Below are 23,140 nucleotides of genomic sequence, written 5' to 3' on the forward strand. Positions count from 1 at the left end.
AAAACCGATGAAGGTAAACTTTTCACAGAAGCTCGCGAACCTCGATGGCAGTACATCGGACGAAGCGCCCACGCTGGGCGATGTTTCAGTCAAGGCACTCGTCGAAAACCTTAGGGGCGACGAAGTGGCAAGCGGCGAGGACAAATTCAAGCGTGCCGTGTTGGCGCAAAAGATCCTTCCTGGGGGTGAGATAGAGTTGCCCGTCGAAGAACTGGCTACCGTAAAGGATCGCATAGGCAAAGCATGTCACCCGGTCGTAGTACTCGCTGCCTGGAACTTGCTGGAAAATACTGGCTCGTTAGGAGCCTGACGACAAAATCCAGCTCAGGCGTGCGACTTCCATATCAACGGCTTTGTCGAAGCGCCGGATTGTGTTGTCGTAGACATCGTTTAGATCGATTTGCTTGAATCTGCTCTCGCTCTCATCCCGGCTACGGTCGGGATGCCCTGGCGGGAAATTAGCATCTCCGCGCCGCATGCGTGCTGAGAACTCCGCAAACGTCTTCGATTGGTAATGGTGTAGCCTCAACGGGGCGTGTATCACTCTGCTGGACATGCCCCCGTTGATGGTTTCGAACTCGCTGAAATCCGAAAGGGCACGTCTTCCCTGCGAGGATACGAGATTGTGCACCCCCACGTCGGTAACAAAGGCTGCGCGAGCGATTGACTTGAAATGGTGATGATTTGACCACCCAAGCGGCGCGCCCTGCATGAAAGCGCGCGTCACGAGCGAATAGTTGGGGTCGATCAGATTTCCAGAGCCGAAATTGCGCCAATTGACATGGATCGAGCCCACATCGGCAGGCACGGTTTTGAGGTAGTCGCGGATCGTCAGATGCTCTGTCGGCACGAGATATTCATCAATATCGAAGAACGCCACCCACTCTGTCGAAATCATTGTTAGCGCGTGCCGGTAGGCTGCGATTTGCGGCGATGTGTTAAGCGGCGACGGCCAATCAATGACGGTCACTCTCGCATCGGCCGCCGCTATTTTACGCAGCAACGGGATCTGATCGTCTTCGCTTTCGTTCGAGAAAATGATGAACCGATCGACTCCGATTGCGAGATGATAGGCAAGCCACTCGACGATGTACTTGCCTTCATTTTTAGCGATAGCGCCAACAGTCAGCATTAAGATGCCTTTGCATGGCAGTCGAACCAATGGCCCTGGTGGCGAAGTGGCACAGCAGCGTGGAATGCCGAGACGAATTGATCATAGATGGTCCAGAGGCCGGGAAGCTCATTGCCAAAGGGGCCAGACGTATGGTGCCAGTTCGGGTTTTCGACATACGAACCCTCTTGCGGAGGATTGACGTTGACGAACCCACCTAACGGCGTCTGATCGATCAGCTTGAACAAGCGATAGCCGATTTTCTGCAACATCTCGACCGGGGCCAGTTCGTGGCACTCGACAGAGAAAAAGTGAGGGATTTCGCGCTGGCCTACGATCTGCTCAAGGAAAGGTTTTTCCTGGCCCTCGATGTCGACCTTGCAATAGTGCGGGACACCATGGGCTGCGATAATGTCATTCCAACATATCGTCTCGACTTCAAATTCCGTGTAGCCGTCTGCAATATGGGGATGCCTTGACGTGCCGGATATGCCTTGCTGGATATCGTTGTGCAGGAACTTGATCTTGTTCCCGCTGACATCGGCTGCAGCCTTGTGAATGACTGTGAGCCGGCCCGAACCTATTTCGGAGGCGAAGCGCTCAACGAGCGTTTTGTAGACGACGGGATCTGCTTCAACCCCAACAACACGAAAACCCTTGGCGAGATAGAACGCAGTATCGTTCCCCTCCGACATGCCGATGTCGAAGATCAGATCGTTATGGATCATTTTGATTATTCCGGTTGGCGCGCGGTCTGTTGCGAGCGAGAAAAGTCATTGATGTTATCGAGAATCGCTAAGCTTTTCGCGACGTGATAAAATTCTGTTTGAAGATTTTCGCCGCCTTCGATGCGTTTTTGCAGATCGGCGGCATGCTGACGAAGCTTATTGGCCTCAGAAACGGTATCCATTTTGTTCCCCCTGTGGAGTGGCGAGCACGTTAGTCAAACATCAGCGGCAAATCTAGTTCGAAAAAGTGTGTATTTTTGTCCGGTCGACGGCTTTGAAATAAGCCGTTTCGGCTTCCTGCTCGCTGACGCCATGGAGAACAAACAATGGCATCATCACACCATGAAAATAGTGGAAGTCGTAGGCAAAGCGCGGAAAGTCTAGGAAGTAGGTCGGAACGCCATGTTTCGTCAGGGCGTAAACAGCTTTGAAAAACTGCGTTGCCAAGATGTCTTCCTGTTGGTCGGGGTCATCAGTCTTCCAAAGCGAGCCCCACGCCACGCCAGCTTTGTGCACACGCCGGCGGCTTTCCGCTGCATCGTGCAGGGCGCGCATTGGGACGATGGCTGAGAAAATATCGATGCTCTTGTTGTCGAGAGCTTCCAAAAGGTGATCCGAATATTCCGGTGACTTAATCACATAAGGGTTGTCGTCAACCACAAGATGGCGTTCTAGGCCAGCCTGGGAAAATCCATCAACCCTCCCGAATGCTTCTTCAAGCGTGAAGCCAGTATTGAACCCTAACGCCGTAAAGAACTGTACGAGCAATGTCGTGCCGGCGCGGCCGGTACCGGTGATGATGATCCGCCCATCCTCTGTGTTCGTTCGACTGCGATATTGCGCGGCTCCGCTCATGATTTCCCTCCTGTTTTCGCGAAGTGTTTTAAGGAGAATTTGGGCCCGCGCAACGGGTACGTCCTGTGCTTTGCGGCAGATCCCGCGTGGGACGCGATTTGGGAGCCGTTTTGATGTCAGTTTTGGTTGCTATTTGATTTTGCGCGCTGCGCGACGGGATTTTGCGCGCTACAAATGCCGCTTTGAACGGCGCTTATGAGAACTGAAAATTCCGGAAGTGCGTGTCAAAATTCCGGAAAATCGCGTCCGGCTACACGGGTGAAAAATATCAATACCAAATTAAGGGCTGGCTGTCCGCAATTGTCGGCGAAGAGTTGTCGGCTGTTTTGATGGTAGCGGAGGAGGGATTTGAACCCCCGACACAAGGATTATGATTCCTCTGCTCTGACCTACTGAGCTACTCCGCCACGTCTGCGCATAATAATTGTCTATGATGCACAAAGGTCAAACGAACCACTGCTCGAAAAGCGTTGGCCCGTCGGTTGAGCGGCTTATAAGGTGCAGCTCGGCTTGGTGTCAAGCGGATGATTTGGAAAAATCAGTGCTTTCTCTTGGCCGGGCCGCTTACTCCTTAAGCCGCGACAGGGCTTGCCAGCAAAGCCTTCAGGGAGGCCTCGGCAATCGGCTCGCGCTCGGAGCGCTCGATGAAGCCGCCGCCGTAGACGCGGGCATCGTCGCCAGGCGCTGAATAGAGCGCGCAGGCCTGCCCCGGAGCAACGCCGGCCTCGCCGATCGTCAGGTCGACATAAATGCCGCTGGCATCGGTGTGCAACACGGCCGGCGACGGTGCGCGGGTGGAGCGGACCTTGGCGTAGCAGGCAAAGCCCTCGCCTGAAGCTGCCTGTGTCAGCGTTTCGTCGCCCAGCCAGTTAACGTCGCGCAGATAGACGCGGTGCGTTTCCAGCGCTTCCTTGGGGCCGACGATGACGCGGCGCGAGCGGGCGTCGAGATAGACGACGTAGAGCGGCTCGCCAGTGGCGATGCCGATGCCGCGGCGCTGGCCGATCGTATAGTGCAGGATGCCTTCGTGCTGGCCGAGCACGCGGCCATCGAGATGGACGATCTCGCCGGCGAGCGCCGCATTCGGCTTCAGCTTGGCGATCACATCGGAATATTTGCCCTGCGGCACGAAACAGATGTCCTGGCTGTCGGCCTTCTTGGCGACGACAAGGCCCATTTCCTCGGCAAGCGCGCGCGTCTCCGCCTTCGGCATGCCGCCGAGCGGAAAGCGCAGATAGTCGATCTGCTCCTGCGTCGTGGCGAAGAGGAAATAGCTCTGGTCACGATCGGCATCGGCCGGGCGATAGAGCGCACGCCGGCCGGGATTGTCGGCAGAAGGGTTCGGGCGCGAGCGAATGTAGTGGCCTGTCGCCAGAGCATCAGCGCCGAGCTCTTTGGCGGTCAACAGAAGGTCGGCGAACTTGACGGTCTGGTTGCAGGCAACGCAGGGGATCGGCGTCTCGCCGGCGACATAGCTCTCGGCGAAAGGATTGATCACCGTCTCGCGGAAGCGCTTTTCGTAATCTAGCACGTAATGCGGGATACCGAGCGTCTCGCAGACCCGGCGCGCATCGTCGATATCCTGGCCGGCGCAACAGGAGCCGGCGCGATGCACCGCAGCGCCATGATCGTAGAGCTGCAGCGTGATGCCGAGCACATCATAGCCCTGCCGTTTCAAAATGCCGGCGACGACGGAGCTGTCAACGCCGCCCGACATGGCGACGACGACGCGGGTATCTTCCGGCCTCTTGTCAAAATCCAGTGTATTCACGGTCGTTGCCGCCAGTCTTGAACGATCTTCGATGCTGCCGAGCGGGATGACTTTTTTTCGAAACGCCGTCACGCTCTCGCTATTTGATGTCGCATGATCTTATCCAAAAACCGCTGCACACTTTTTGGGATCATGCTCTTCTCGCCGAATGCCATGCAAAAGCGGCGAATTTTCATGCGGGACAATGGGCCGCACACTTTGCAGCCCGCCTCAATTGTGGACGGATATAGAAAGGATTGCCATCCGGCGCAAGGGGCAGGTCGATATGCGAATCACCCCTTGGCCTTCAAATGCCCGATCAGATTGCGCCCACGCCGCAGCACGGTGACGGCCGACCCGATCGCAACGACCCAGAGGGCAACGGTCAGGACCCATATGCCGCCGCTCCACAAGGCCTCGACAACAGAGAGGAGCGCCGCAGCGGTGACGACCGCCATGCGATGCTGCTTGGCCATCGGGCCGGAGAAATCGCTTGGATTGCCGGTGGCGCGTCCGAGTTCGCGGACATAGGCGGTCAGCACCGCGAAAGCGGCCGCAGCCCAGCCGAGCCCCGGCGCTGCAATGCCGTAGCCGATGCCGGCAAGGATGAGAATATCGGCGATACGGTCCGGGAATTCGTTCCAGAAGGGTCCGTCAGCCTCGCCCTTGCCGCCCTCTACCGCCACCATTCCATCGAGCAGGTTGCAGAGCAGGCGCAATTGGCAGAACAGCGCCGAAAGGATCAGCAGCAGCACGCGCATACCGACGCCGCCGGATCCGGAAAGCCAGAAGCAACCTCCGGCCAGCGCCGCCATCGCCATGCTCGCCTGCGAAATCTGGTTCGGCGTCACCGAAAGCGCGGTCATGCGCCGCGCCAAGGCCTGCGCCCAGCGCGTGTTGCGGCTGGCTAGAGGCCGCCTGTCGCCTGTTCCCTCACCCTTCATGGCCCTCACCTGTCATACTTCGACGCCTCCCGCCGGAAATCGAATAATTGTAGATCGCCGCATAGCTCGATGACACCAGCAGCGGCACCGCGATCGTCTTCAGGATCTCCGGCGTGCCGCTGAGAGCATGGATCGTCACCAGGATCGCCGCGGAACCCAGACAGGCGATCAGCGGCGGCGCCCAGAGGACTGTAAAGCCGCCGAACCGCCGCGACAGGGCCTCGACGGCCGACTTCAGAAACAGCGTCAGGCAGCCCGAAAGCACGCCTTGCACAAGACCCGCAATCAAAGGCCGCGGCATCGGATGCGTGCGATTGGCGAAGACGGCCCAGCCGCCCATGGCAAGGAACGCGAAAAGCACATGCACGATGCTGCTGCCGGCAAGTGCTTTCAGCCTGCCTGTCATGACACTGACCACCAGAATCGGACGAGGTGGAAGAAGATGGGCGCCGAGAAGACGACCGAATCCAGCCGGTCGATCAGCCCGCCATGGCCTTCGATCAGGTGGCCCCAATCCTTGACGCCACGATCCCGCTTGATTGCCGACATCACCAAGCCGCCGAAGAAACCCATGATCGTGATGACAAAGGCAAGCAGGCCCGCCTGCAGCGGCGTGAACGGCGTTACCCACCAGAGCGCCGCCCCGATCAGCGAAGCGCTGATGACGCCGCCGACGAAGCCCTCCACCGTCTTCGACGGCGACAGCCGCGGCGCGATCTTGGTTTTCCCGAAGAGCTTGCCCCAGACATACTGCAACACGTCGCTCAATTGGACGACGATCACCAGGAAGGCGATGAGCAGCACGTTGCGGCCTTCATAGCCCGGAATATGCAGGGTGAGCAGTGCGGGCACATGCGAGGCGCAGAAGACGCAGATCATCAGCGCCCATTGCACTTCGGCGATGCGCACCAGGAACCGCTCGGTATCGCCGCGCAGCACCGCGACGATGGGCATGAACAGGAAGGCATAAACGGGAATAAAGATCGAATAGATGCCATATTGCTCGGCCCAGAGCAGGTAATATTGCACCGGCAGGGCAACGAAGAAGGCGGCGGCAAGCGCCCAATGATCGGCGCGTCTTGTGTTGATCAGCGTCACAAATTCGCGCAGCGCGGCAAAGGAGCAGAAGGCAAAGAGCAAGATGACGCCGGCACGCCCGGCCACGAAGGCGATGCCGATCAGCACCACCATCACCCACCAGGCCTTGATGCGTGCATTCAGGTTTTCGATCGCCGCATTCGATCCATCCGGCGACAAGCGCCGCTGCAGCACGTAGCCGACAATGGAAGCGACGATCAGCACGCCAAAAATGCCGAGGACAAGGTGGATCAGATCGGCGCTGGCAGCATTCATGCTCAGTCTCCCGCCCGCTTCGGCGCAAGCGCCAGCAACGCAGATTCGGCTCTCGCCAGGAAACCCGCCTTTTCCTCGGTCTCGCCGATATGCAGCGCCTCGCCGAAGGTAACGGTGCAGATCAGCGGAATGGGCACGAACTCGCCCTTGGGCATGACGCGATTGAGATTGTCGATCCAGACGGGGACGAGATCGATATCCGGGCGGGCCTGGGCAAGATGGAAGAGCCCGCTCTTGAACGGCTGCAGCGGCACCTCCGTCAGATTGCGCGTACCCTCCGGAAACAGGATCAACGAAGAGCCGGCATCGAGTGCCTGCGCCATCTGCGTGACCGGATCTTCCTTGCGCGCCTCGCGATCCCGCTCGATCAGCACCGCATTGAAGACATCGCGGCCGATGAAACTGTTGAGCTTCGATTTCAGCCAGTAGTCGGCGCCGGCCACGGGCCGAACACGCCGACGCAACCGGGGCGGCAGTACTGCCCAGATGAGGATGAAATCACCATGGCTGGAATGATTGGCGAAATAGATGCAACGGCCGGTATGCATGCCGCTCTCGGGCCAGATCGCTCTGACGGCGGTAACGGCTCGCGCAAACAGCACAATCGCAACGGATACGGGCTTTGCCAGCCACTCGATCGGCTTGCCCATCCCTTCCCCAAAAATCGTTTTCCAGAGTGCCTCCATGGCAAAGAGATAGGCCCGTTTGACCGGCCTCGATAGCCCGCCCGGCCGACTTATCCACAACCCTGCCAACAGTAGTGGAAACCCGGCGCAACTTGCGTCGCGCCGGGTTTCAGGACGGCTCTTGGGAGGAGCAAATGGATGCCCCCACCTCCTTTGCGAAGGCGGCGGGCTTAGTCGACGTTGAAGACCAGCGGCTTGGCCTGGCGGATCGCGTGATGGGCGGTCAGCTTGGCCAACACATCATCGCTGATTGGGCCATCGACATAAAGCAGCGCGATCGCGTCGCCGCCCTGCTTGTCTCGGCCGAGCTGGAAGTTGGCGATGTTGACGCCAGCGGAGCCGAGCGTCGTGCCGATGAAGCCGATCATGCCGGGAACGTCGGTATTGGCGAGGTAGACCATGTGGTTGCCGACATCGGCGTCGAGGTTGATGCCCTTGATCTGGATGAAGCGCGGCTTGCCATCCGAGAAGACGGTGCCGGCAACAGAGCGGGTCATGGTATCGGTGGTGACAGTCAGCTTGATGTAGCCGTCATAGACGCCGGTCTTGTCGCGCTTGACTTCGGCAAGCACGATGCCCTTTTCCTTGATCATGATCGGCGCCGAAACCATGTTGACATCGGCGACCTGATTGCGGATGAGGCCGGCCAGCAGCGCGCTCGTCAACGCCTTGGTGTTCATGCCGGCGGTGATGCCGTCATAAAGGATCTCGATTTCCTTGATCGGGTCTTCCGTGACCTGGCCGACGAAGGCGCCGAGAACGTCGGCAAGCTTGATGAACGGCTTCAGGATCGGCGCTTCCTCGGCGGTGATCGACGGCATGTTGATCGCGTTGGAAACCGCACCCTTGACGAGGTAGTCGGCCATCTGCTCGGCGACCTGGAGAGCGACGTTCTCCTGCGCTTCCGTTGTGGACGCGCCGAGATGCGGCGTGCAGACGACGTTCGGCAGGCCGAACAGCGGGCTTTCCTTGGCAGGCTCGACTTCGAAGACGTCGAAGGCGGCACCGGCGACGTGGCCAGACTTGATCGCGGCAGCAAGCGCCGCCTCATCCACGAGGCCGCCACGGGCACAATTGATGATGCGCACGCCCGGCTTGATCTTGGCGAGCGCTGCGGCGTCGATGATGTTGCGGGTCTTGTCCGTCAACGGCACGTGCAGCGTAATGAAATCGGCCCGGGCGAACAGCTCGTCGAGCTCGACCTTGGTGACGCCCATTTCCTCGGCACGTTCCTTCGAAAGGAACGGGTCATAGGCAACGACATGCATCTTCAGGCCGATGGCGCGGGCAATGACGATCGAGCCGATATTGCCGGCGCCGATGACGCCGAGCGTCTTGCCGGTGATCTCGACACCCATGAACTTTGACTTTTCCCACTTGCCGGCCTGAGTGGAGGCGTCGGCAGACGGAAGCTGGCGGGCAACGGCGAACATCAGGGCGATGGCATGCTCGGCCGTGGTGATCGAATTGCCGAACGGCGTGTTCATGACGATGATACCGCGGCGCGAAGCGGCGGGAATATCGACATTGTCGACACCGATACCGGCGCGGCCGACGACCTTGAGGTTCTTGGCCGCTTCGATGATCTTCTCGGTCACCTTGGTAGCGGAACGGATAGCGAGACCATCATAATTGCCGATGATTTCGAACAGCTTGTCCTTGTCCTTGCCGAGCTGTGGCTGGAAATCGACTTCGACGCCGCGATCGCGGAAAATCTGGACGGCGGTTTCCGACAGTTCGTCGGATACGAGAACGCGAGGTGCCATGATAGGCCTCCTGAAAGGGTCAGCGATGATGAGCAATTCCAGGAAGATGCGAAGCGGTTTTCCGTCCGGAATTGCGTGAAAGCAAACAGATAATTCGGAATGCTGGGCTCCGCCCTATCGGCGGAGCCGTGAACGCTTGAAGTCTCAGGCAGCGGCCTGGGAGAGCGTCGCCTTCTGCGTTTCGAAGGCCCAGGAAAGCCAGGGCATCAGCTTCTGCATGTCGGCGGCTTCGATCGTCGCACCGGCCCAGATGCGCAGGCCCGACGGTGCGTCGCGATAGTGGCCGACGTCGTAGGCGACGCCTTCCTTTTCGAGAAGCGCGACCAGACCCTTGGCGAAATTCGCCTGGCCGTCTTCGTCCAGAGCGGCGATATCCTTGTCGACGATCTTCAGGCAGACGGACGTGTTGGACTGCGTCTCGGCCTTGGCGGCGAGATTGGCGATCCAGCCGTTGGCGGCGACGAAGTCATGGATGACCTTGGCGTTGGCGTCGGCGCGGCCGATCAGCGCCTTGAGGCCGCCGATCTCCTTGGCCCAGAGCAGAGCATCGATATAATCCTCGACGCAAAGCATCGACGGCGTGTTGATCGTCTCGCCGGTGAAGATGCCTTCGATGAGCTTGCCGCCGCTGGTCATGCGGAAGATCTTCGGCAGCGGCCAGGCGGGCTGATAGGTGGTCAGACGCTCGACGGCGCGCGGCGACAGGATGATGACGCCGTGTGCGCCTTCGCCGCCGAGAACCTTCTGCCAGGAGAAGGTGACGACATCGAGCTTGGCAAAGTCGAGGTTCTGCGCGAAAGCGGCCGAGGTGGCATCGCAGATCGTCAGGCCCTTGCGGTCGGCCGGGATGAAATCGGCGTTCGGAACGCGGACACCGGAGGTGGTACCGTTCCAGGTGAAGACCACGTCGCGGTCGAAATCGACGGTGGAAAGATCGGGCAGTTCGCCGTAGCCGGCTTCGAGCTTGCGGACGTCCTTGAGCTTCAGCTGCTTGACGACGTCGGTGACCCAGCCGGCGCCGAAGCTTTCCCAGGCGAGCATGTCGACACCGCGCTCTCCGAGCAGCGACCAAAGCGCCATTTCGACGGCGCCGGTATCTGAAGCGGGAACGATGCCGATGCGGTAATCCGCCGGCACTTGCAGAATTTCGCGGGTAAGATCAATGGCCTGCTTCAGCTTGGCTTTGCCAACCTTCGCGCGGTGCGAACGGCCAAGGGCCGCGTCGGAAAGAGCGTCGAGCGACCAACCGGGGCGCTTCGAGCAGGGGCCAGAAGAAAAATGGGTATTCTCCGGACGCGTGTCCGGCTTGGCGAGCTTAGTCATGATGCTATCCTCTCAGATAGAAAGCCCTTCGTTGGGGAAGGGTGTCCCGCCGCGGGATATATTAGAAGCCGCCTGCAAGCGCAACAGAAAAATATACTCGTGTTGCTGCATCACGAATTCGTGCGAAAAGTTTGATGGGGCAAGTTACACGCAATGAAATTAGGTCAAATTCAGCCTCACAAAAGCTGGTTTCTGTGCCGACACGCAATCATATAAAGCATGGCGCTTATTGACTTGCGCCGACAGGAAATAACAAGTGTGCTCGATGTCTCTAACTGCACTCGCCGAAAGCCACTTCATGCCCGCGCAGCCAGTGCCTGTCTATCTGATCAACATTGATCGAGCGACAGACAGACTGGCGGAAATTCAACGGCAGAGCGATGAACTCGGCATTCGGTTCGAGCGCGTCGACGGCGTCGATGGCGGACTCTTGCCGCGCGACCAATGGGTTGACGTCGATCACCTTCGCTTTCAACGCCGCCACGGCAGGATCATCCTTCCCGGAGAATACGGCTGCTATCGCAGCCACCTGATGGCCTTGCGCCAATTTTTGGCCAATGGCGGCGAAATGGCGATCATCATCGAAGACGATGTGGCCTTGGACGCTGATTTCCTCGCCCGCGCCATGGCAGCCAAGAAAGCAGCTCCCACGGCCGATCTGATCAAGCTCGTCAATCACCGCTGGGGCGGCTTCCGCGTCGCAACGCGCAGCGACAAGGGAGATGCGATCGGTCGTTGCCTCTTCGGTCCCCAGGGATCAACGGCGTGTTATCTGGTGACGCGAAGCGGGGCTCAAAAGATCGTGAAGTCGCTGGCCATCATGTCCCTACCCTGGGATGTCGCTGTCGAGCGCGGCTGGGACATGCAGACGTCCATCTTCAGCACGCGCACCAATATCGTCGGCTTCAGCCGCTTGCAGAAAAGCACGATGATCGGCTGGCGCCGCGACTATCGCGCGGCCAAATCCTCAGCGTGGCGACGTGTTCCCGCACACCTCTTCCGGACCTGGGATTTCTTTCGTCGGATCGCCTATGTGCTGACGACGCAGTAGGCACCCGACCTACCAGGTGGTTACCCGCAAACCGATGCGTATCTCGTGGCGCGACAGAGCGCCATCGCGGCCCGTCGTCCCGCCGGCGCTTGCGGATGAATCGCCGAACATATCGCCGCCGGCGATGTGGGAGAAACGATAGCCGAGATCGACCTTTACGTTCGGCGCCACCTCGTAGGCGACGCCGGCCATCAGGGCATAGGTCATGCGCCAGTCGCTGTCGCCGGGATAGCGTGCGCTGACCGAGGCCGCGCTACCGCAACCCGAAGCGCCGTCGATGCACGAGCCGACCGCATTGACGCTGCTCCAGGAAACCCGCGTCGCGCCGAGGCCGGCACCGAGATAGGGCGTGAATCCGGCAAGCGTTCCCAGATCAACGTAGCCATTCACCATCAAGCTGCCCGCCCTGAAGGAAGAGCGCGCCTTGGTGGAGCAGCCGGTACCGCCTGCCCCGCCGGAACAAGGCGAAGCGCTTGAGATGCTGCCATTGAAGTCACCGCTGAAGAAATCGCCGGTGACGTCGGCGCGCAACAGGTCATTGAACTGGTAACCGACACCGAGACCACCGGAAAAGTTGCCGCCGAACCGATCCGAATCGAAGCGTCCGGAGCTGCTATCGCCGCCAGCCGGATCATAGGCACGGAACGTCGTGTCGTTGCGGCTGGCGTTGACGGCGTAGCCGAGATCCCCGCGGACATACCACCCCTTCGCATCCTTGACGCTGACTTCGGGCATCTTGATTTCCGGCGGCGCGTCGCCTGCAAGGGCAGCACCCGCCGATGCGCCTGCCATCACCGTGGCCAGCGCCAGAGCGTCGAAACGGATCATTACCCCTCGCCTTCCATCCTTCGGGCGCAGCCCGCACACCGACCCGGCTGATTTTTGTCTCCGCTCCGGGCTCCAGCACGAGGATCCGCGGCGGAATGACCATCATTCTCATTTCATTAACCATAGGGAATTCATGGTTAATGAAGCTTTAAAACGCCGAACAATTGCTTAACGAGGGAGATGAAAAAGCAAAAAGCCGCCCGGATGAAACCGGACGGCTTTTCAATGACTTGCGCGAGAGACGCTTACTTGTAGACCGGCTGCGGCTGGATCGGGATATCGGCCGGCGGCATGTAGCTTGCGGTCTGGCAACCGCCGAAGGTGTAGCGGGCGCCGATGCGGGCTTCATGCAGGTTGAGGCCCTTGTCGTAGCCAGGACCGCCGTTTTCCGCGTAACCGAACATGTCGCCGCCCTGGATGTGACGGAAGCGATAGCCAACGTCGGCCTTGAGGTTACATGTGAGGTCGATGGACGTACCTGCCATCAACGCATAGGTGAAGCGCCAGCTGCCGCGGCCATTATGCGTGACGGAGCCGTCGCAGGAGTCCGGATTGGCGTCCGAGCACGAGGTGTTCTTCAGATTGCTCCATTTGACATAGGTGCCGCCGAGACCGCCACCGACATAAGGGGTGAACGCGCCATAGGTGCCGAGATCGACATAGGCGTTGGCAAGCAAGCTGTAGGCCGTCAAGGACGCCACGTCGCGGGAAGTCGCCGGAACAGCCGTGAAATCAGGGCCGCAGCCGCCGCAATCACCCTTCGTCGAGCCCTTGAAGTCCGACTTGAAGAGATAGTCCAGCGTCACGTCCGTCCGGAGGTAGTTGTTGATCTGGTAACCGACACCGCCGCCAAGCGTAACGTTGCCATCCAGCTTTGCGCTGTTGAAATCCACCAGGCTGGAATTCGAACCCTGGAAGTAGTTCGAGCCGCGCAGGTGGGTAAAGGCGTAGCCGACATCGCCACGCAGATACCAACCGCTGGATTGGGCGACTGCCACTTCCTGCGCCGGCTGCTGGGGCTCCGGTGTGTAAAGATCAGCGGAGAACGCTGACGTGCCGACAAGCAACGTGGCAAGTGCTCCAATCAGGGATTTCATCATGGTTTTGGCTCCAAATTTCTTGCCATTGGCACAGCAGATGCTTGCCAATCAAAACGACATGGCACGGATAATGATGAAAAGGAGTTAAAACCTGATTAACTACGAATATTTACCCTATCTATTCACGAATTATACTTTAATTTATACATTAGGAATAGATTATTTTATAATGAAGAGAACGGGATGCGCCCGTCCAGCCCCCTCTTCCCGGCGGAAAACGCGTGTATCTGCAAGTACATCCGGGGCCGGCTTTCTAAACCAATTGGCAACAATCGTACCATTACAGTGCGGCAGCCGGGGGTTAAGCCCAGGAGGGAGTCGTTGACTTACCATCGAAAATTATGCGCCGGCCTGTGCCTTGCCCTTGTCTTCCTGAATTCCGCGGCGCTTGCCGGCGCGATGCCGGTGAAGTCGGTTGCCGCTGCGGCATGGAACAAGGGACGCGAGACCGGATTGCCGATCCCACGCTATGTTTCGTTGAAGGCACACAAGGCGCGCATGCGGGTCGGCCCGTCGACGATCTATGCCACCAAATGGATCTATATCAAGCCCGGCCTTCCCATGGAGATCATCGACGAATACGGCCACTGGCGGCAGGTTCGCGACGATACCGGCGTCACCGGGTGGATGCACAGCGCCCTTCTTTCGGCGACGCGCACGGCGGTGGTCGCACCCTGGCTGACGAAGAATGCAATGCTGCGCGCCGATCCGGAGCCTACCGGAACACTGGTTGCCGAACTGCAACCACGGGTGCTGCTTTCACTGCACTCCTGCACCGGAGTTTGGTGCCGCGTTTCCGTCAGGGAACATGCGGCAAAAGGATACATCAGGCAGGACACGCTCTGGGGCGCCTATCCCGGCGAGATGTTCCAATAGAACAAGGCCACGCCGTCGCCGAAAGCAGCATGGCCGCCCTTAACGGAGCGGCCACGAATCTCATATGCCCGATGGAATGCTGATGCTCGATCAGGCGGCCGTGCGGACGCTTGAGATCACATCGATCAGCCCACCGACGATGCGCTCGATCTGGCTGCGATCGTCGCCCTCCGCCATGACGCGGATCAGCGGTTCCGTGCCGGAGGGGCGGATGACCAGGCGGCCGTTGCGGGCAAGCTCGCTTTCCGCATCGGCGATCGCCTTCCGTACCTGATTGTCCTCCAGAGGCTTGCCGCCGGAAATGCGCACGTTGCGCAGCAATTGCGGCACCGGTTCGAAACGCCGGCAGACTTCGCTCACCGGTTTGCCCGTGCGCTTGACCGCGACGAGGATCTGCAAGGCAGCAACGAGCCCGTCGCCGGTCGTGCCATAGTCGGACAGCACAATGTGGCCGGATTGCTCGCCGCCGACATTGTAATTGTGCTGGCGCATGTGCTCGACGACATAGCGGTCGCCGACCGCCGTGCGTGCCAGCGACATGCTGCGCTCTTCCAGGAAACGTTCCAGCCCGAGATTGGACATCACGGTCGCCACGATGCCATTGCCGCGCAGCAGCTGGCTCTCGGCCCAGCTCTCGGCGATGACCGCCATGAGCTGATCGCCGTCGATGATCGTGCCTGTTTCGTCGACGATGATGACGCGATCGGCATCGCCATCCAATGCGATGCCGATATCGGCACGCACTTCATCCACCTTCCTCTGGAGCGCCACCGGGCTGGTGGAGCCGCAATTGAGGTTGATATTGGTGCCGTTCGGCTCGTTGCCGATGGTGACGACATCGGCGCCCAGCTCCCACAGGACGGCAGGCGCGACCTTGTAGGCAGCGCCATTTGCGCAGTCGATCGCAATCCGCAGCCCCTGCAGCGTGACGTCGCGCGGCAAGGTGCGCTTGGCATGTTCGATATAGCGGTCGTGCACGCCGTCAACACGCTTCGCGCGGCCGATATTCTCGGCCTTGGCAAGATGCTCGGTCATATCCTTTTCAAGCAGATCCTCGATCTTCATTTCGAGATCGTCCGACAGTTTGTACCCGTCGGGGCCAAAGAGCTTGATGCCGTTATCTTCGTAAGGGTTATGCGACGCGGAGATCATCACGCCGATATCGGCGCGCAATGACCGTGTGAGCATGGCGACGGCCGGCGTCGGGATCGGGCCGAGAACGAAGGCATCGACGCCGGCTGCGGTGAAGCCCGCGACCATTGCATTCTCCAGCATATAGCCGGAAAGGCGCGTATCCTTGCCGATAACCACCCGATGTCGATGACTACCTCGATGGAAGATCGTGCCGGCAGCGATACCCACGCGCATGGCAAGATCGGGCGTCATCGGATAGATGTTGGATTGACCGCGAATTCCGTCGGTTCCGAAATAGCGACGTTTCATATGCACTCCTGTCGTTGCGGCATCCCATGAGATGCAGCGGCATCGAAATCGCTGCCTCGGATTCCGGAGACACGACGAGCATCGATGCTTGTGGCTCATGCCACAGATTGTAAAAATCGGCACTTAAATTACCGAGAACGGCTATTACAACGCGTTACCATTAATAAGCACTAAAAAACTGCATAGGCGTGAGACAGGCAATATTCCGATTTCGCGGATCAAGGCGTTTGCGTTACTTCGCCCGGGTCCGTGGATTGTCATGCCGCTTCGCCAACGCTCAGTGCATTACCTCCTGTTGCACGCCGAAAAACAAAAGGCCAGCTCCCTATTCGAGGTAGCTGGCCCTTCATTTTTGCAGTTTGGTGCTCTTGATCCGCTAGCGCGGCTGCGGCTCGAAACCACCTTCAGGCTCATCGCCCTTGGTGCCGAGCGAACCATCCTTCTTGGCGCCGGTCTTCGGCACGGCCGAACCGCGGCTCGGCGGAGTGTCGTCGCCAAGATCGCGAGCAGGCTTTTCGCCGCGGATGAGGGCCTTGATCTCTTCGCCGCTCAGCGTTTCGTATTCAAGCAGGCCTTCGGCGATTGCCACGAACCCGTTATGCTGTTCGGTGAGGATATCCTTGGCCTGATGATAGGCCTGATCGATCAGGCGGCGCACCTCGTTGTCGATCGTCTGCGCGGTCGCTTCCGAAACGTTCTTCGACTGCGAGACGGAGTGGCCGAGGAAGACTTCCTGCTGGTTCTCGCCATAGGCGACCAGGCCGAGCTCGTCGGAGAAGCCCCATTGGGTCACCATCGCACGGGCCAGCTTGGTGGCCTGTTCGATATCGGAGGATGCACCTGACGTGATGTTCTCCTTGCCGAAAGTCAGCTCTTCCGCGACGCGGCCGCCCATCATGATGCAGAGGCGCGACACCATCCACTTGTAGCTCATCGAGTAGCGGTCGCCCTCGGGGAGCTGCATGACCATGCCGAGCGCACGGCCACGCGGAATGATGGTCGCCTTGTGCAGCGGATCGGCGACTGCGACATAGAGCGCCGTGATCGCGTGACCGGCTTCGTGATAGGCGGTGAGCTTCTTTTCCGCTTCGGTCATGGCCGAAGAGCGGCGCTCGGCGCCCATCATGATCTTGTCCTTGGCGTCTTCGAACTCCTGCATCGTCACCAGCCGCTTGTTGCGACGGGCGGCCATCAGCGCAGCTTCGTTGACGAGGTTCATCAGATCCGCACCGGAGAAGCCGGGCGTGCCGCGGGCAAGCGTCTTCAGATCGACGTTCGGAGCCAACGGGACATTGCGGGCATGAACCTTGAGGATACGCTCGCGGCCGACGATGTCCGGGTTCGGCACGACAACCTGACGGTCGAAACGGCCTGGACGCAGCAGCGCCGGGTCGAGAACGTCGGGACGGTTGGTCGCGGCAATCAGGATGATACCCTCATTGGCCTCGAAGCCGTCCATCTCGACCAGCAACTGGTTCAGCGTCTGCTCGCGCTCGTCGTTACCACCGCCGAGACCGGCGCCACGATGGCGGCCGACCGCGTCGATTTCGTCGATGAAGATGATGCAGGGTGCATTCTTCTTCGCCTGCTCGAACATGTCACGGACGCGGCTTGCGCCGACGCCGACGAACATTTCGACGAAGTCGGAACCGGAAATGGTGAAGAACGGCACATTGGCCTCGCCGGCGATGGCGCGCGCCAAAAGCGTCTTACCCGTACCGGGAGGTCCCACAAGCAGAACGCCGCGCGGGATGCGGCCACCTAGGCGCTGGAACTTCTGCGGATCGCGCAGGAATTCAACGATTTCCTCGAGATCCTGCTTGGCTTCATCGACACCGGCGACATCATCGAAGGTGACACGACCATGCGCTTCCGTCAAAAGCTTAGCCTTCGACTTCCCGAAGCCCATCGCACCCCGCGAACCTCCCTGCATCTGCCGCATGAAAAACAGCCAGACGCCGAGGATCAGCAGCATCGGCAGCAGCGTGCCGAGATAGCTCAGGAAGCTCGAGGAGCCATCCGACTCCGGACGACCAACAATGTTGACGTTCTTGTTTTGCAGGCGTTCAAGCAAGCTGTCATCCACGACCGGAGCGTAGGTCTGGAATGGTGTACCGTTTTCCACATAGCTGCCGACGACGCGATTGCCGGTGACGGTGACGTCACGAACGCGGCCGGAATCAACTTCCCGGAGGAACTGCGAATACGGAATTTCCCTGGAGCCTGTTTGTGCCGGCGCGTTCTGAAACATACTGAACAGGGCAATCAACAGCAGAGCTATGATTGCCCACAGAGCGAAATTACGAAAATTAGGGTTCATCGAACTCCCCAGCACTGAAACTTCCGCCGCAAAGCGACGGCATTACTTGATCCCTAACATAGGGTTGCGCCAAGCCGTTGCCAAGGCAAACCGCGTCGGTGCATGTTTTTTCCGTCTATATGACTGAAAGCGGCAGCCGCCTATAGGCTTCACGACCAAAAGCGACCGAAAGCCGATCTGCGAATGTGAGATCGAATCGTGTCAAAAAGCGGTCGAACGGTGCAAGATAGGGCGAGATGGTGACGTCTGCAGCCATATTGGCCTTATCCGCCTCGATCAGAGGCATCGCGGCGCGGGCGCGCTGTGCAGCCCCTCTCGGCAAATCCGGAGGAAGAAAGGCCGCACCCTCCGCCCCGGCGGCTTGCACATGGACAGGCGCCCGGCCTGGATTGACCACTTCGAAACGGCCATCCCAAATGGCCCTCGCGCCAGGCATGAGCGTCAGCGGCTCGATGTTGCGGCTTTCACGCATGAGGTAGAGCGCATCGCGGCGCAGGTCGAAGACCACCCCACCTGCCGTGCGTCGCCCAGGGCTTCCCGTAGTCACGAAATCGAGAATGCGTTCCATTTGCCCACGGCCAGGCCCGTAGGCTTTGCCGCCGAAAGCTGCTGCAAGATAGGACAAACTGTAGACGACAACCGTTTCGTCTGACGAAAAGGCCGCTCGGTCGATGACACAAAGCGCGTTCGCATGAATGGCGGCGTAATCATCCAGCCATGAGGCTGCTTTTGCGGAAAGCGCGGCTCGATTTGCTCCACCATCCACGAAAAGAGCAGGGGCCGGTTCCCGCGCGAGGCGCATGCGCGTGCGCACGCGCTCGAACCGGCTATCCTCATTGCTGGGGTCATCGAGCCAGGATACACCATGCCTTTCGAGATAGGCGCGTATATCCATGCGCCGGCAAGCCAGAAACGGTCTGGCGATCCAGATGCGACGATCAAACAGCACCGCGTCGGCAATGCCGGTGCCCATGCCATCCCCGCCCTCACCTCTGCGCGCGGCACGCATGGCCATCGTCTCGCGCTGATCATCCAGGGTATGAGCCGTAACGATCACATCCGCCGAGATTTCGGATGCCAGGTCGGCGAGTAGTCCGTAGCGCGCCTCGCGGGCAGCGGCCATGATGCCGCTCTTGGGCTTTTCGCCCTCCCAACGGCGCACGAAATGAGGAATGCCGTGAAGGGCACAGAGCGCGGCGACCTCTAGCGCTTCGTCCGTAGAGCCGGCGCGCAAGCCGTGATCAATGGTCGCGGCGGCAAGAGTAATCGCGGAATGGGGAGAGGATTTCAGCTGCTCGGCAAGGGCGATCAGAAGACCGGTGGAATCGCTGCCGCCGGAAATGGCGACCAGGATATGAGCAGGCTTCGAAAGGGAATGGAGAAAATCGGATGCTGCGGCTTCAGGCGTACGGGCTGTGGCAGCACCGGTCACAGCTTGAGTGGGCATGGCGATCAGCAGGCAAGCCGCTTCTCTTCGCTGGCAACCTTGCCGGTAACAGCTTTCGAAGCCTTGGGATAACGCTTGGTCACCTCGCGAAGCGTGGCGCAGGCCGTATCCTTGTTATCGAGCGCGGCAAGCGACATGCCGAGCTTCAGCAGCATTTCAGGCGCCTTTTCGGAACCGCTGTATTTCTGATGCGCATTCAGAAACGTCTTGGCAGCGTCGTTGTACTTGCCCTGGGAATAGAGCGCTTCGCCGAGCCAGAAATTGGCGTCCGCAGCCCGCGCGCTGCTCGGATAGCTGTCGAGATACTGGCGGAACTCCTGTTCGGCGACGCTGTAGTCGCCGGACAGGACGTGGCCGTAGGCAGCCTTATACTGGTCACCTTCATTGCCGAGCGACGCCGTCTGCGCTCCGGAGCTGGCGCTTGGCGGCGCGCCCGAGCCATTATTGGCCGGCGTCAAGGCAGAACCCACCTGTTTACCGCTCTGATCGAACTGGATCGAACCGAGTTGGCTCGGCGGCTTGCCCGTGCCGCTCCCCTGTTGGGGCGACACGCCGTTGCTACCGGAATCGCTGATGACGCTGGCGATGTCATCCTGCCGACTGCCGGCGCCCTGGGCCGGAACGTCGGCTTCGCTCTTCTTCATCGGCGCATTGCTGGCGGCAGGGGCGCTACCGCCGCGCTTCTCGAGCTGCTGGAAGCGGAACTCGTTGTCTTCCTGCGTCTTGCGAATCTGCTCCTGCATCTGCAGCAACTGATAGCTCATCTCCTCGACGCGGCCGTTCAGCTGGCGCATCTGGTCTTCGAGCTGCTGAAGACGCACTTCAGCATCGCTGTTCTGAACATTGACGACAGGCGCCTGGCCTTGTCTCTGATAAGCGTTGTTCGGAGCCGACTGCGCGGAGGCGTCGCGGCCTCCGAGGTGGATTCCGAACAGCGACAAGGCAGAAGCGTCGCGCTCACTGCCTGCAACGGCAGCGAGACAAAGCAGGCTCGCCACGACAAGTCTTCTCATATGGATCTTCCTGTCTCATTGATTCTTCGGGCCATGGGGCTCGAACAGGAGATTTTTACAATTGCTCTCAAAAAGCAACGGAGTTCGGCCAAAGTGTGGTCAAAAAAGTAAAGGCGGTCACGAGGACCGCCTTTATGTATTTCGACCGGTGCTTTGCCCTATCAGGAGCCAGCGCCGTTGAGCACGGTAACGGCACGACGGTTCTGCGACCAGCAGGAGATGTCGTCGCAGGTCGCGACCGGACGTTCCTTGCCGTAGGAGATCGTCTTCATGCGCTTAGCCGGAACGCCGCGCGAAGCGAGATAGTCCTTGGTAGCAGTCGCACGACGGGCGCCGAGCGCCAGGTTGTATTCGCGCGTGCCGCGTTCGTCGGCATGGCCTTCGACGGTGATCGAATAGTTCGGATAACGGGCAAGCCACTGAGCCTGACGATCGAGCGTCTGGCCGGCATCGGCGCGAATCGACGAGCTGTCGGTGTCGAAGAAGATGCGGTCGCCGACATTGACGGTGAAATCCTGCGGCGAACCCGGAGCAGCATTGCCGGCACCATTCAGGCCAAGACCATTGGCATCATTCGGCAAGCCCTTCTTGGATGCACAACCGGCGAGCGAAAGGCCGACGAAAAGCGCGATCAGGATCGGGTTGCGGGCGAGGTTTTGCATATGGCCAACGGCCGGGGTTGCGATGCGGCTCATTGCCGGTCTCTCCTTAGTCTCTATCAGGGTTGCCAGACTGTAACCGGGTTCGGTTAATCCGATTCCAACAAATATGGTTAATGGTGTCCTAAAATTGTCCCGAAACGGTCCACTCACAGGACTTTGCGGCGATAACGTGGCAAGCGCCCCGTTACTCGAGAAGCGGCGACCAGGCCGGGTCGGAAGCAAAGCCCGAGGTCGGGATCTTCTGCTCGTTATAACCTGTCAGATCGATGGAATAGAGTTGCGGACCGCTGGAGCCGGCCGGTTCGCGGAAGAACATGATGACACGGCCGTTCGGCGCCCAGGTCGGGCCCTCATTGTGGAAGCCGGTAGTCAACAGACGCTCGCCCGAACCGTCCGTCTTCATGACACCGATCGAGAAGCTTCCACCGGCCTGCTTGGTGAAGGCGATGAGATCGCCCCGCGGCGACCAGACCGGAGTGGAATAGGAGCCATCGCCGAAGGAGATGCGGTGCTGGTTGGAACCGTCAGCATTCATCACGTAAATCTGCTGCTTGCCGCCGCGGTCGCTTTCAAAGACGATCTGGGTGCCGTCGGGCGAATAGGACGGCGAAGTGTCGATCGCAGCCGTCGACGTCAGACGAGTCGTGGTGCGCGAGCGCAGGTCCATCGTATAGATGTTGGCGTTGCCTTCCTGCTGCAGGCTCATGATCACGCGCTGCCCGTCCGGCGAGAAGCGCGGCGAGAAGGTCATGCCGGGGAAATTGCCGACCAGTTCGCGCTGGCCCGTCTGCAACTGCAGCAGATAGACGCGCGGCTGCTGGTTGGCAAAGGACATGTAGGTGACTTCCTGCCGGTTCGGCGAGAAGCGCGGCGTCAGCACCAGGTCGCTGCCATCGGTCAGCATGCGCGCATTGGCGCCGTCCTGATCCATGATGCCGAGCTGCGTCTTGCGGGCCGTCTTCGGGCCGCTTTCCGCAACGAAGACGACGCGGGTATCGAAATAGCCCTTCTCGCCGGTGATCTTCTCGTAGATCCCGTCGGCGATGATATGGGCGACACGGCGCCAATTGTCCGGCTGGGCATAGAATTGCTGGCCGACCATTTGACTATTGCCAAACGTATCCCACAGACGGAATTCGGCGCGAAGGCGGCCGCCTTCCTGCGTGACGCGACCCGTCACCAGCGCCTGGGCGTTGATGGCCGTCCAGTCCGGGAAGCGCGGCGTCGAGTCCGGATTGCTGATCTTCTCGATGAAGGCCTGCTTGTTGATCGGCGCGAACAGGCCCGAACGCTGCAGGTCGGCCGCAATCACACCCGAGATCTGCTGGCCGAGGCTATCATTCGACAGAAGGTCGGTGATGGCGATCGGCATGGGCTGGACGTTGCCCTTGTTGATGTTGATCTCGACCACGGCATAGGCCGGCGTGGCAAGCGCAGTCATCAGGCCTGCCAGCACCAGCAGGAGACGGACGAGGGATTTTCTGATCATATGTATCAAGCCTTTCAGCATTAATTCGCTGGATCGCTGGCATCGAAGTTAACAGTCACTTCTTTCCAAACGTCGTATTGATCTATTGGCAGATTTTTGAACGGAGCGGATCTGAATACTGCTCGCAGCGCGCTTGCCGCCACAGCTTGTTGGGTTTTCTCCGGACCGCCCGTCATGACAACATTCGGCTTGCCAACGATCTGTCCGGCACGATCGAGCTCAAACCGGATTTGAACACGGACATTCTTGATGCCGGATAGATTCGTCGGCGGCGGCCAATTTGCCGTGACACTCTTGCGGATATTCTCAATCATGGAATGCTCAAGCCGATCCTTGCCGGCAGCAGTTTCCGCGCATCGCGCAGACGCTGAGCCCGCCAGGATAATCGCCAGGGC

The 23,140-nt window shown here is 59.7% G+C and carries 23 protein-coding genes and 1 tRNA gene; 3 read left to right on the plus strand and 21 right to left on the minus strand.

What is annotated here, in order from left to right; genetic code table 11:
• Window positions 1–7 precede the first annotated feature (7 nt).
• Entirely contained in the window at window positions 8–310 is a 303-nt protein-coding gene (locus GA0061101_RS07695; protein ID WP_092573412.1) for a hypothetical protein, read from the plus strand.
• On the opposite strand, the gene GA0061101_RS07700 is transcribed toward GA0061101_RS07695, so the two are convergent.
• The 12 genes from GA0061101_RS07700 to GA0061101_RS07750 form a co-directional block, all read right to left on the minus strand.
• Window positions 299–1,132 carry a glycosyltransferase family 92 protein gene (locus tag GA0061101_RS07700; RefSeq protein WP_092573413.1) on the minus strand — a complete coding sequence of 278 codons (834 nt, stop codon included), beginning with the start codon at window positions 1,130–1,132 and terminating at the stop codon, window positions 299–301. The genes GA0061101_RS07695 and GA0061101_RS07700 overlap by 12 nt on opposite strands.
• A complete protein-coding gene (locus GA0061101_RS07705; protein WP_092573414.1) occupies window positions 1,132–1,839 on the minus strand; it encodes an FkbM family methyltransferase in 708 nt (235 codons plus the stop codon). The genes GA0061101_RS07700 and GA0061101_RS07705 overlap by 1 nt, the downstream gene beginning before the upstream one ends.
• A gap of 5 nt (window positions 1,840–1,844) precedes the next feature.
• Window positions 1,845–2,021 (minus strand): hypothetical protein, encoded by a 177-nt coding sequence (locus GA0061101_RS39320; RefSeq protein ID WP_167669535.1) that lies wholly within the window; start codon window positions 2,019–2,021, stop codon window positions 1,845–1,847.
• A 52-nt stretch (window positions 2,022–2,073) separates the two neighbouring features.
• Window positions 2,074–2,694: a hypothetical protein gene (locus GA0061101_RS07710; RefSeq protein WP_092573415.1), complete on the minus strand. Its 621-nt coding sequence runs from the start codon at window positions 2,692–2,694 to the stop codon at window positions 2,074–2,076.
• A 330-nt stretch (window positions 2,695–3,024) separates the two neighbouring features.
• Window positions 3,025–3,101 (minus strand) — tRNA-Met (locus tag GA0061101_RS07715).
• A 164-nt stretch (window positions 3,102–3,265) separates the two neighbouring features.
• Entirely contained in the window at window positions 3,266–4,465 is a 1,200-nt protein-coding gene (gene mnmA / locus GA0061101_RS07720) for a tRNA 2-thiouridine(34) synthase MnmA (RefSeq protein ID WP_047555387.1), read from the minus strand.
• A gap of 272 nt (window positions 4,466–4,737) precedes the next feature.
• Window positions 4,738–5,388: a CDP-alcohol phosphatidyltransferase family protein gene (locus tag GA0061101_RS07725; RefSeq protein WP_047555386.1), complete on the minus strand. Its 651-nt coding sequence runs from the start codon at window positions 5,386–5,388 to the stop codon at window positions 4,738–4,740.
• A complete protein-coding gene (locus tag GA0061101_RS07730) occupies window positions 5,378–5,794 on the minus strand; it encodes a hypothetical protein (protein ID WP_047555385.1) in 417 nt (138 codons plus the stop codon). Before GA0061101_RS07730 ends, GA0061101_RS07725 begins: the two co-directional genes overlap by 11 nt.
• Window positions 5,791–6,741 (minus strand): phosphatidate cytidylyltransferase, encoded by a 951-nt coding sequence (locus GA0061101_RS07735; RefSeq protein ID WP_037196519.1) that lies wholly within the window; start codon window positions 6,739–6,741, stop codon window positions 5,791–5,793. The genes GA0061101_RS07730 and GA0061101_RS07735 overlap by 4 nt, the downstream gene beginning before the upstream one ends.
• A 2-nt stretch (window positions 6,742–6,743) precedes the next feature.
• Window positions 6,744–7,391 carry a lysophospholipid acyltransferase family protein gene (locus tag GA0061101_RS07740; RefSeq protein ID WP_051963448.1) on the minus strand — a complete coding sequence of 216 codons (648 nt, stop codon included), beginning with the start codon at window positions 7,389–7,391 and terminating at the stop codon, window positions 6,744–6,746.
• 206 nt (window positions 7,392–7,597) lie between these two features.
• On the minus strand, window positions 7,598–9,193 hold the full coding sequence (serA, locus tag GA0061101_RS07745; protein WP_037196518.1) for a phosphoglycerate dehydrogenase: 1,596 nt from the start codon (window positions 9,191–9,193) through the stop codon (window positions 7,598–7,600).
• A gap of 144 nt (window positions 9,194–9,337) precedes the next feature.
• On the minus strand, window positions 9,338–10,516 hold the full coding sequence (locus GA0061101_RS07750) for a phosphoserine transaminase (RefSeq protein WP_092573416.1): 1,179 nt from the start codon (window positions 10,514–10,516) through the stop codon (window positions 9,338–9,340).
• Window positions 10,517–10,781: 265 nt separating this feature from the next.
• On the opposite strand from GA0061101_RS07750, the gene GA0061101_RS07755 reads away from it, so the two are divergent.
• The gene (locus GA0061101_RS07755; protein WP_245297455.1) at window positions 10,782–11,567 is read left to right on the plus strand and encodes a glycosyltransferase family 25 protein; all 786 of its coding nucleotides are present in this window, start codon (window positions 10,782–10,784) and stop codon (window positions 11,565–11,567) included.
• 9 nt (window positions 11,568–11,576) lie between these two features.
• Here the strand turns inward: GA0061101_RS07755 and GA0061101_RS07760 are convergent, their stop codons facing one another.
• Window positions 11,577–12,395 (minus strand): outer membrane protein, encoded by an 819-nt coding sequence (locus GA0061101_RS07760; RefSeq protein ID WP_092573418.1) that lies wholly within the window; start codon window positions 12,393–12,395, stop codon window positions 11,577–11,579.
• Window positions 12,396–12,640: 245 nt separating this feature from the next.
• Window positions 12,641–13,495 (minus strand): outer membrane protein, encoded by an 855-nt coding sequence (locus GA0061101_RS07765; protein WP_047639021.1) that lies wholly within the window; start codon window positions 13,493–13,495, stop codon window positions 12,641–12,643.
• Between the two features lie 321 nt (window positions 13,496–13,816).
• On the opposite strand from GA0061101_RS07765, the gene GA0061101_RS07770 reads away from it, so the two are divergent.
• Window positions 13,817–14,371, plus strand: coding sequence for an SH3 domain-containing protein (locus GA0061101_RS07770; protein ID WP_047555382.1), 555 nt, complete (start codon window positions 13,817–13,819; stop codon window positions 14,369–14,371).
• Between the two features lie 90 nt (window positions 14,372–14,461).
• Here the strand turns inward: GA0061101_RS07770 and glmM are convergent, their stop codons facing one another.
• The 7 genes from glmM to GA0061101_RS07805 form a co-directional block, all read right to left on the minus strand.
• Window positions 14,462–15,814, minus strand: a complete 1,353-nt coding sequence (gene glmM / locus GA0061101_RS07775; protein WP_037196514.1) for a phosphoglucosamine mutase — start codon at window positions 15,812–15,814, stop codon at window positions 14,462–14,464.
• Between the two features lie 376 nt (window positions 15,815–16,190).
• Window positions 16,191–18,134, minus strand: coding sequence for an ATP-dependent zinc metalloprotease FtsH (ftsH, locus tag GA0061101_RS07780; RefSeq protein WP_034503653.1), 1,944 nt, complete (start codon window positions 18,132–18,134; stop codon window positions 16,191–16,193).
• 115 nt (window positions 18,135–18,249) lie between these two features.
• The gene (tilS, locus tag GA0061101_RS07785; RefSeq protein WP_047555381.1) at window positions 18,250–19,581 is read right to left on the minus strand and encodes a tRNA lysidine(34) synthetase TilS; all 1,332 of its coding nucleotides are present in this window, start codon (window positions 19,579–19,581) and stop codon (window positions 18,250–18,252) included.
• Window positions 19,582–19,586: 5 nt separating this feature from the next.
• Entirely contained in the window at window positions 19,587–20,594 is a 1,008-nt protein-coding gene (gene ybgF / locus GA0061101_RS07790) for a tol-pal system protein YbgF (protein WP_037196512.1), read from the minus strand.
• A gap of 161 nt (window positions 20,595–20,755) precedes the next feature.
• Window positions 20,756–21,289, minus strand: a complete 534-nt coding sequence (gene pal, locus GA0061101_RS07795) for a peptidoglycan-associated lipoprotein Pal (protein ID WP_037196511.1) — start codon at window positions 21,287–21,289, stop codon at window positions 20,756–20,758.
• 151 nt (window positions 21,290–21,440) lie between these two features.
• Window positions 21,441–22,745, minus strand: coding sequence for a Tol-Pal system beta propeller repeat protein TolB (tolB, locus tag GA0061101_RS07800; protein WP_047639022.1), 1,305 nt, complete (start codon window positions 22,743–22,745; stop codon window positions 21,441–21,443).
• 20 nt (window positions 22,746–22,765) lie between these two features.
• Window positions 22,766–23,059, minus strand: coding sequence for a cell envelope integrity TolA family protein (locus tag GA0061101_RS07805; protein ID WP_141694053.1), 294 nt, complete (start codon window positions 23,057–23,059; stop codon window positions 22,766–22,768).
• Window positions 23,060–23,140: the final 81 nt, after the last annotated feature.

The organism is Martinezella lusitana, assembly GCF_900094565.1.
Lineage (GTDB): Bacteria > Pseudomonadota > Alphaproteobacteria > Rhizobiales > Rhizobiaceae > Rhizobium > Rhizobium lusitanum.

Coding starts and splice junctions, on each gene's coding strand:
- GA0061101_RS07695 (WP_092573412.1), top strand. CDS start 8: ATGAAGGTAAACTTTTCACAGAAGCTCGCGAACCTCGATGGCAGTACA.
- GA0061101_RS07700 (WP_092573413.1), bottom strand. CDS start 1,132: ATGCTGACTGTTGGCGCTATCGCTAAAAATGAAGGCAAGTACATCGTC.
- GA0061101_RS07705 (WP_092573414.1), bottom strand. CDS start 1,839: ATGATCCATAACGATCTGATCTTCGACATCGGCATGTCGGAGGGGAAC.
- GA0061101_RS39320 (WP_167669535.1), bottom strand. CDS start 2,021: ATGGATACCGTTTCTGAGGCCAATAAGCTTCGTCAGCATGCCGCCGAT.
- GA0061101_RS07710 (WP_092573415.1), bottom strand. CDS start 2,694: ATGAGCGGAGCCGCGCAATATCGCAGTCGAACGAACACAGAGGATGGG.
- GA0061101_RS07725 (WP_047555386.1), bottom strand. CDS start 5,388: ATGAAGGGTGAGGGAACAGGCGACAGGCGGCCTCTAGCCAGCCGCAAC.
- GA0061101_RS07730 (WP_047555385.1), bottom strand. CDS start 5,794: ATGACAGGCAGGCTGAAAGCACTTGCCGGCAGCAGCATCGTGCATGTG.
- GA0061101_RS07735 (WP_037196519.1), bottom strand. CDS start 6,741: ATGAATGCTGCCAGCGCCGATCTGATCCACCTTGTCCTCGGCATTTTT.
- GA0061101_RS07740 (WP_051963448.1), bottom strand. CDS start 7,391: ATGGGCAAGCCGATCGAGTGGCTGGCAAAGCCCGTATCCGTTGCGATT.
- serA (WP_037196518.1), bottom strand. CDS start 9,193: ATGGCACCTCGCGTTCTCGTATCCGACGAACTGTCGGAAACCGCCGTC.
- GA0061101_RS07750 (WP_092573416.1), bottom strand. CDS start 10,516: ATGACTAAGCTCGCCAAGCCGGACACGCGTCCGGAGAATACCCATTTT.
- GA0061101_RS07755 (WP_245297455.1), top strand. CDS start 10,782: ATGTCTCTAACTGCACTCGCCGAAAGCCACTTCATGCCCGCGCAGCCA.
- GA0061101_RS07760 (WP_092573418.1), bottom strand. CDS start 12,395: ATGATCCGTTTCGACGCTCTGGCGCTGGCCACGGTGATGGCAGGCGCA.
- GA0061101_RS07765 (WP_047639021.1), bottom strand. CDS start 13,495: ATGATGAAATCCCTGATTGGAGCACTTGCCACGTTGCTTGTCGGCACG.
- glmM (WP_037196514.1), bottom strand. CDS start 15,814: ATGAAACGTCGCTATTTCGGAACCGACGGAATTCGCGGTCAATCCAAC.
- ftsH (WP_034503653.1), bottom strand. CDS start 18,134: ATGAACCCTAATTTTCGTAATTTCGCTCTGTGGGCAATCATAGCTCTG.
- tilS (WP_047555381.1), bottom strand. CDS start 19,581: ATGCCCACTCAAGCTGTGACCGGTGCTGCCACAGCCCGTACGCCTGAA.
- ybgF (WP_037196512.1), bottom strand. CDS start 20,594: ATGAGAAGACTTGTCGTGGCGAGCCTGCTTTGTCTCGCTGCCGTTGCA.
- pal (WP_037196511.1), bottom strand. CDS start 21,289: ATGAGCCGCATCGCAACCCCGGCCGTTGGCCATATGCAAAACCTCGCC.
- tolB (WP_047639022.1), bottom strand. CDS start 22,745: ATGATCAGAAAATCCCTCGTCCGTCTCCTGCTGGTGCTGGCAGGCCTG.
- GA0061101_RS07805 (WP_141694053.1), bottom strand. CDS start 23,059: ATGATTGAGAATATCCGCAAGAGTGTCACGGCAAATTGGCCGCCGCCG.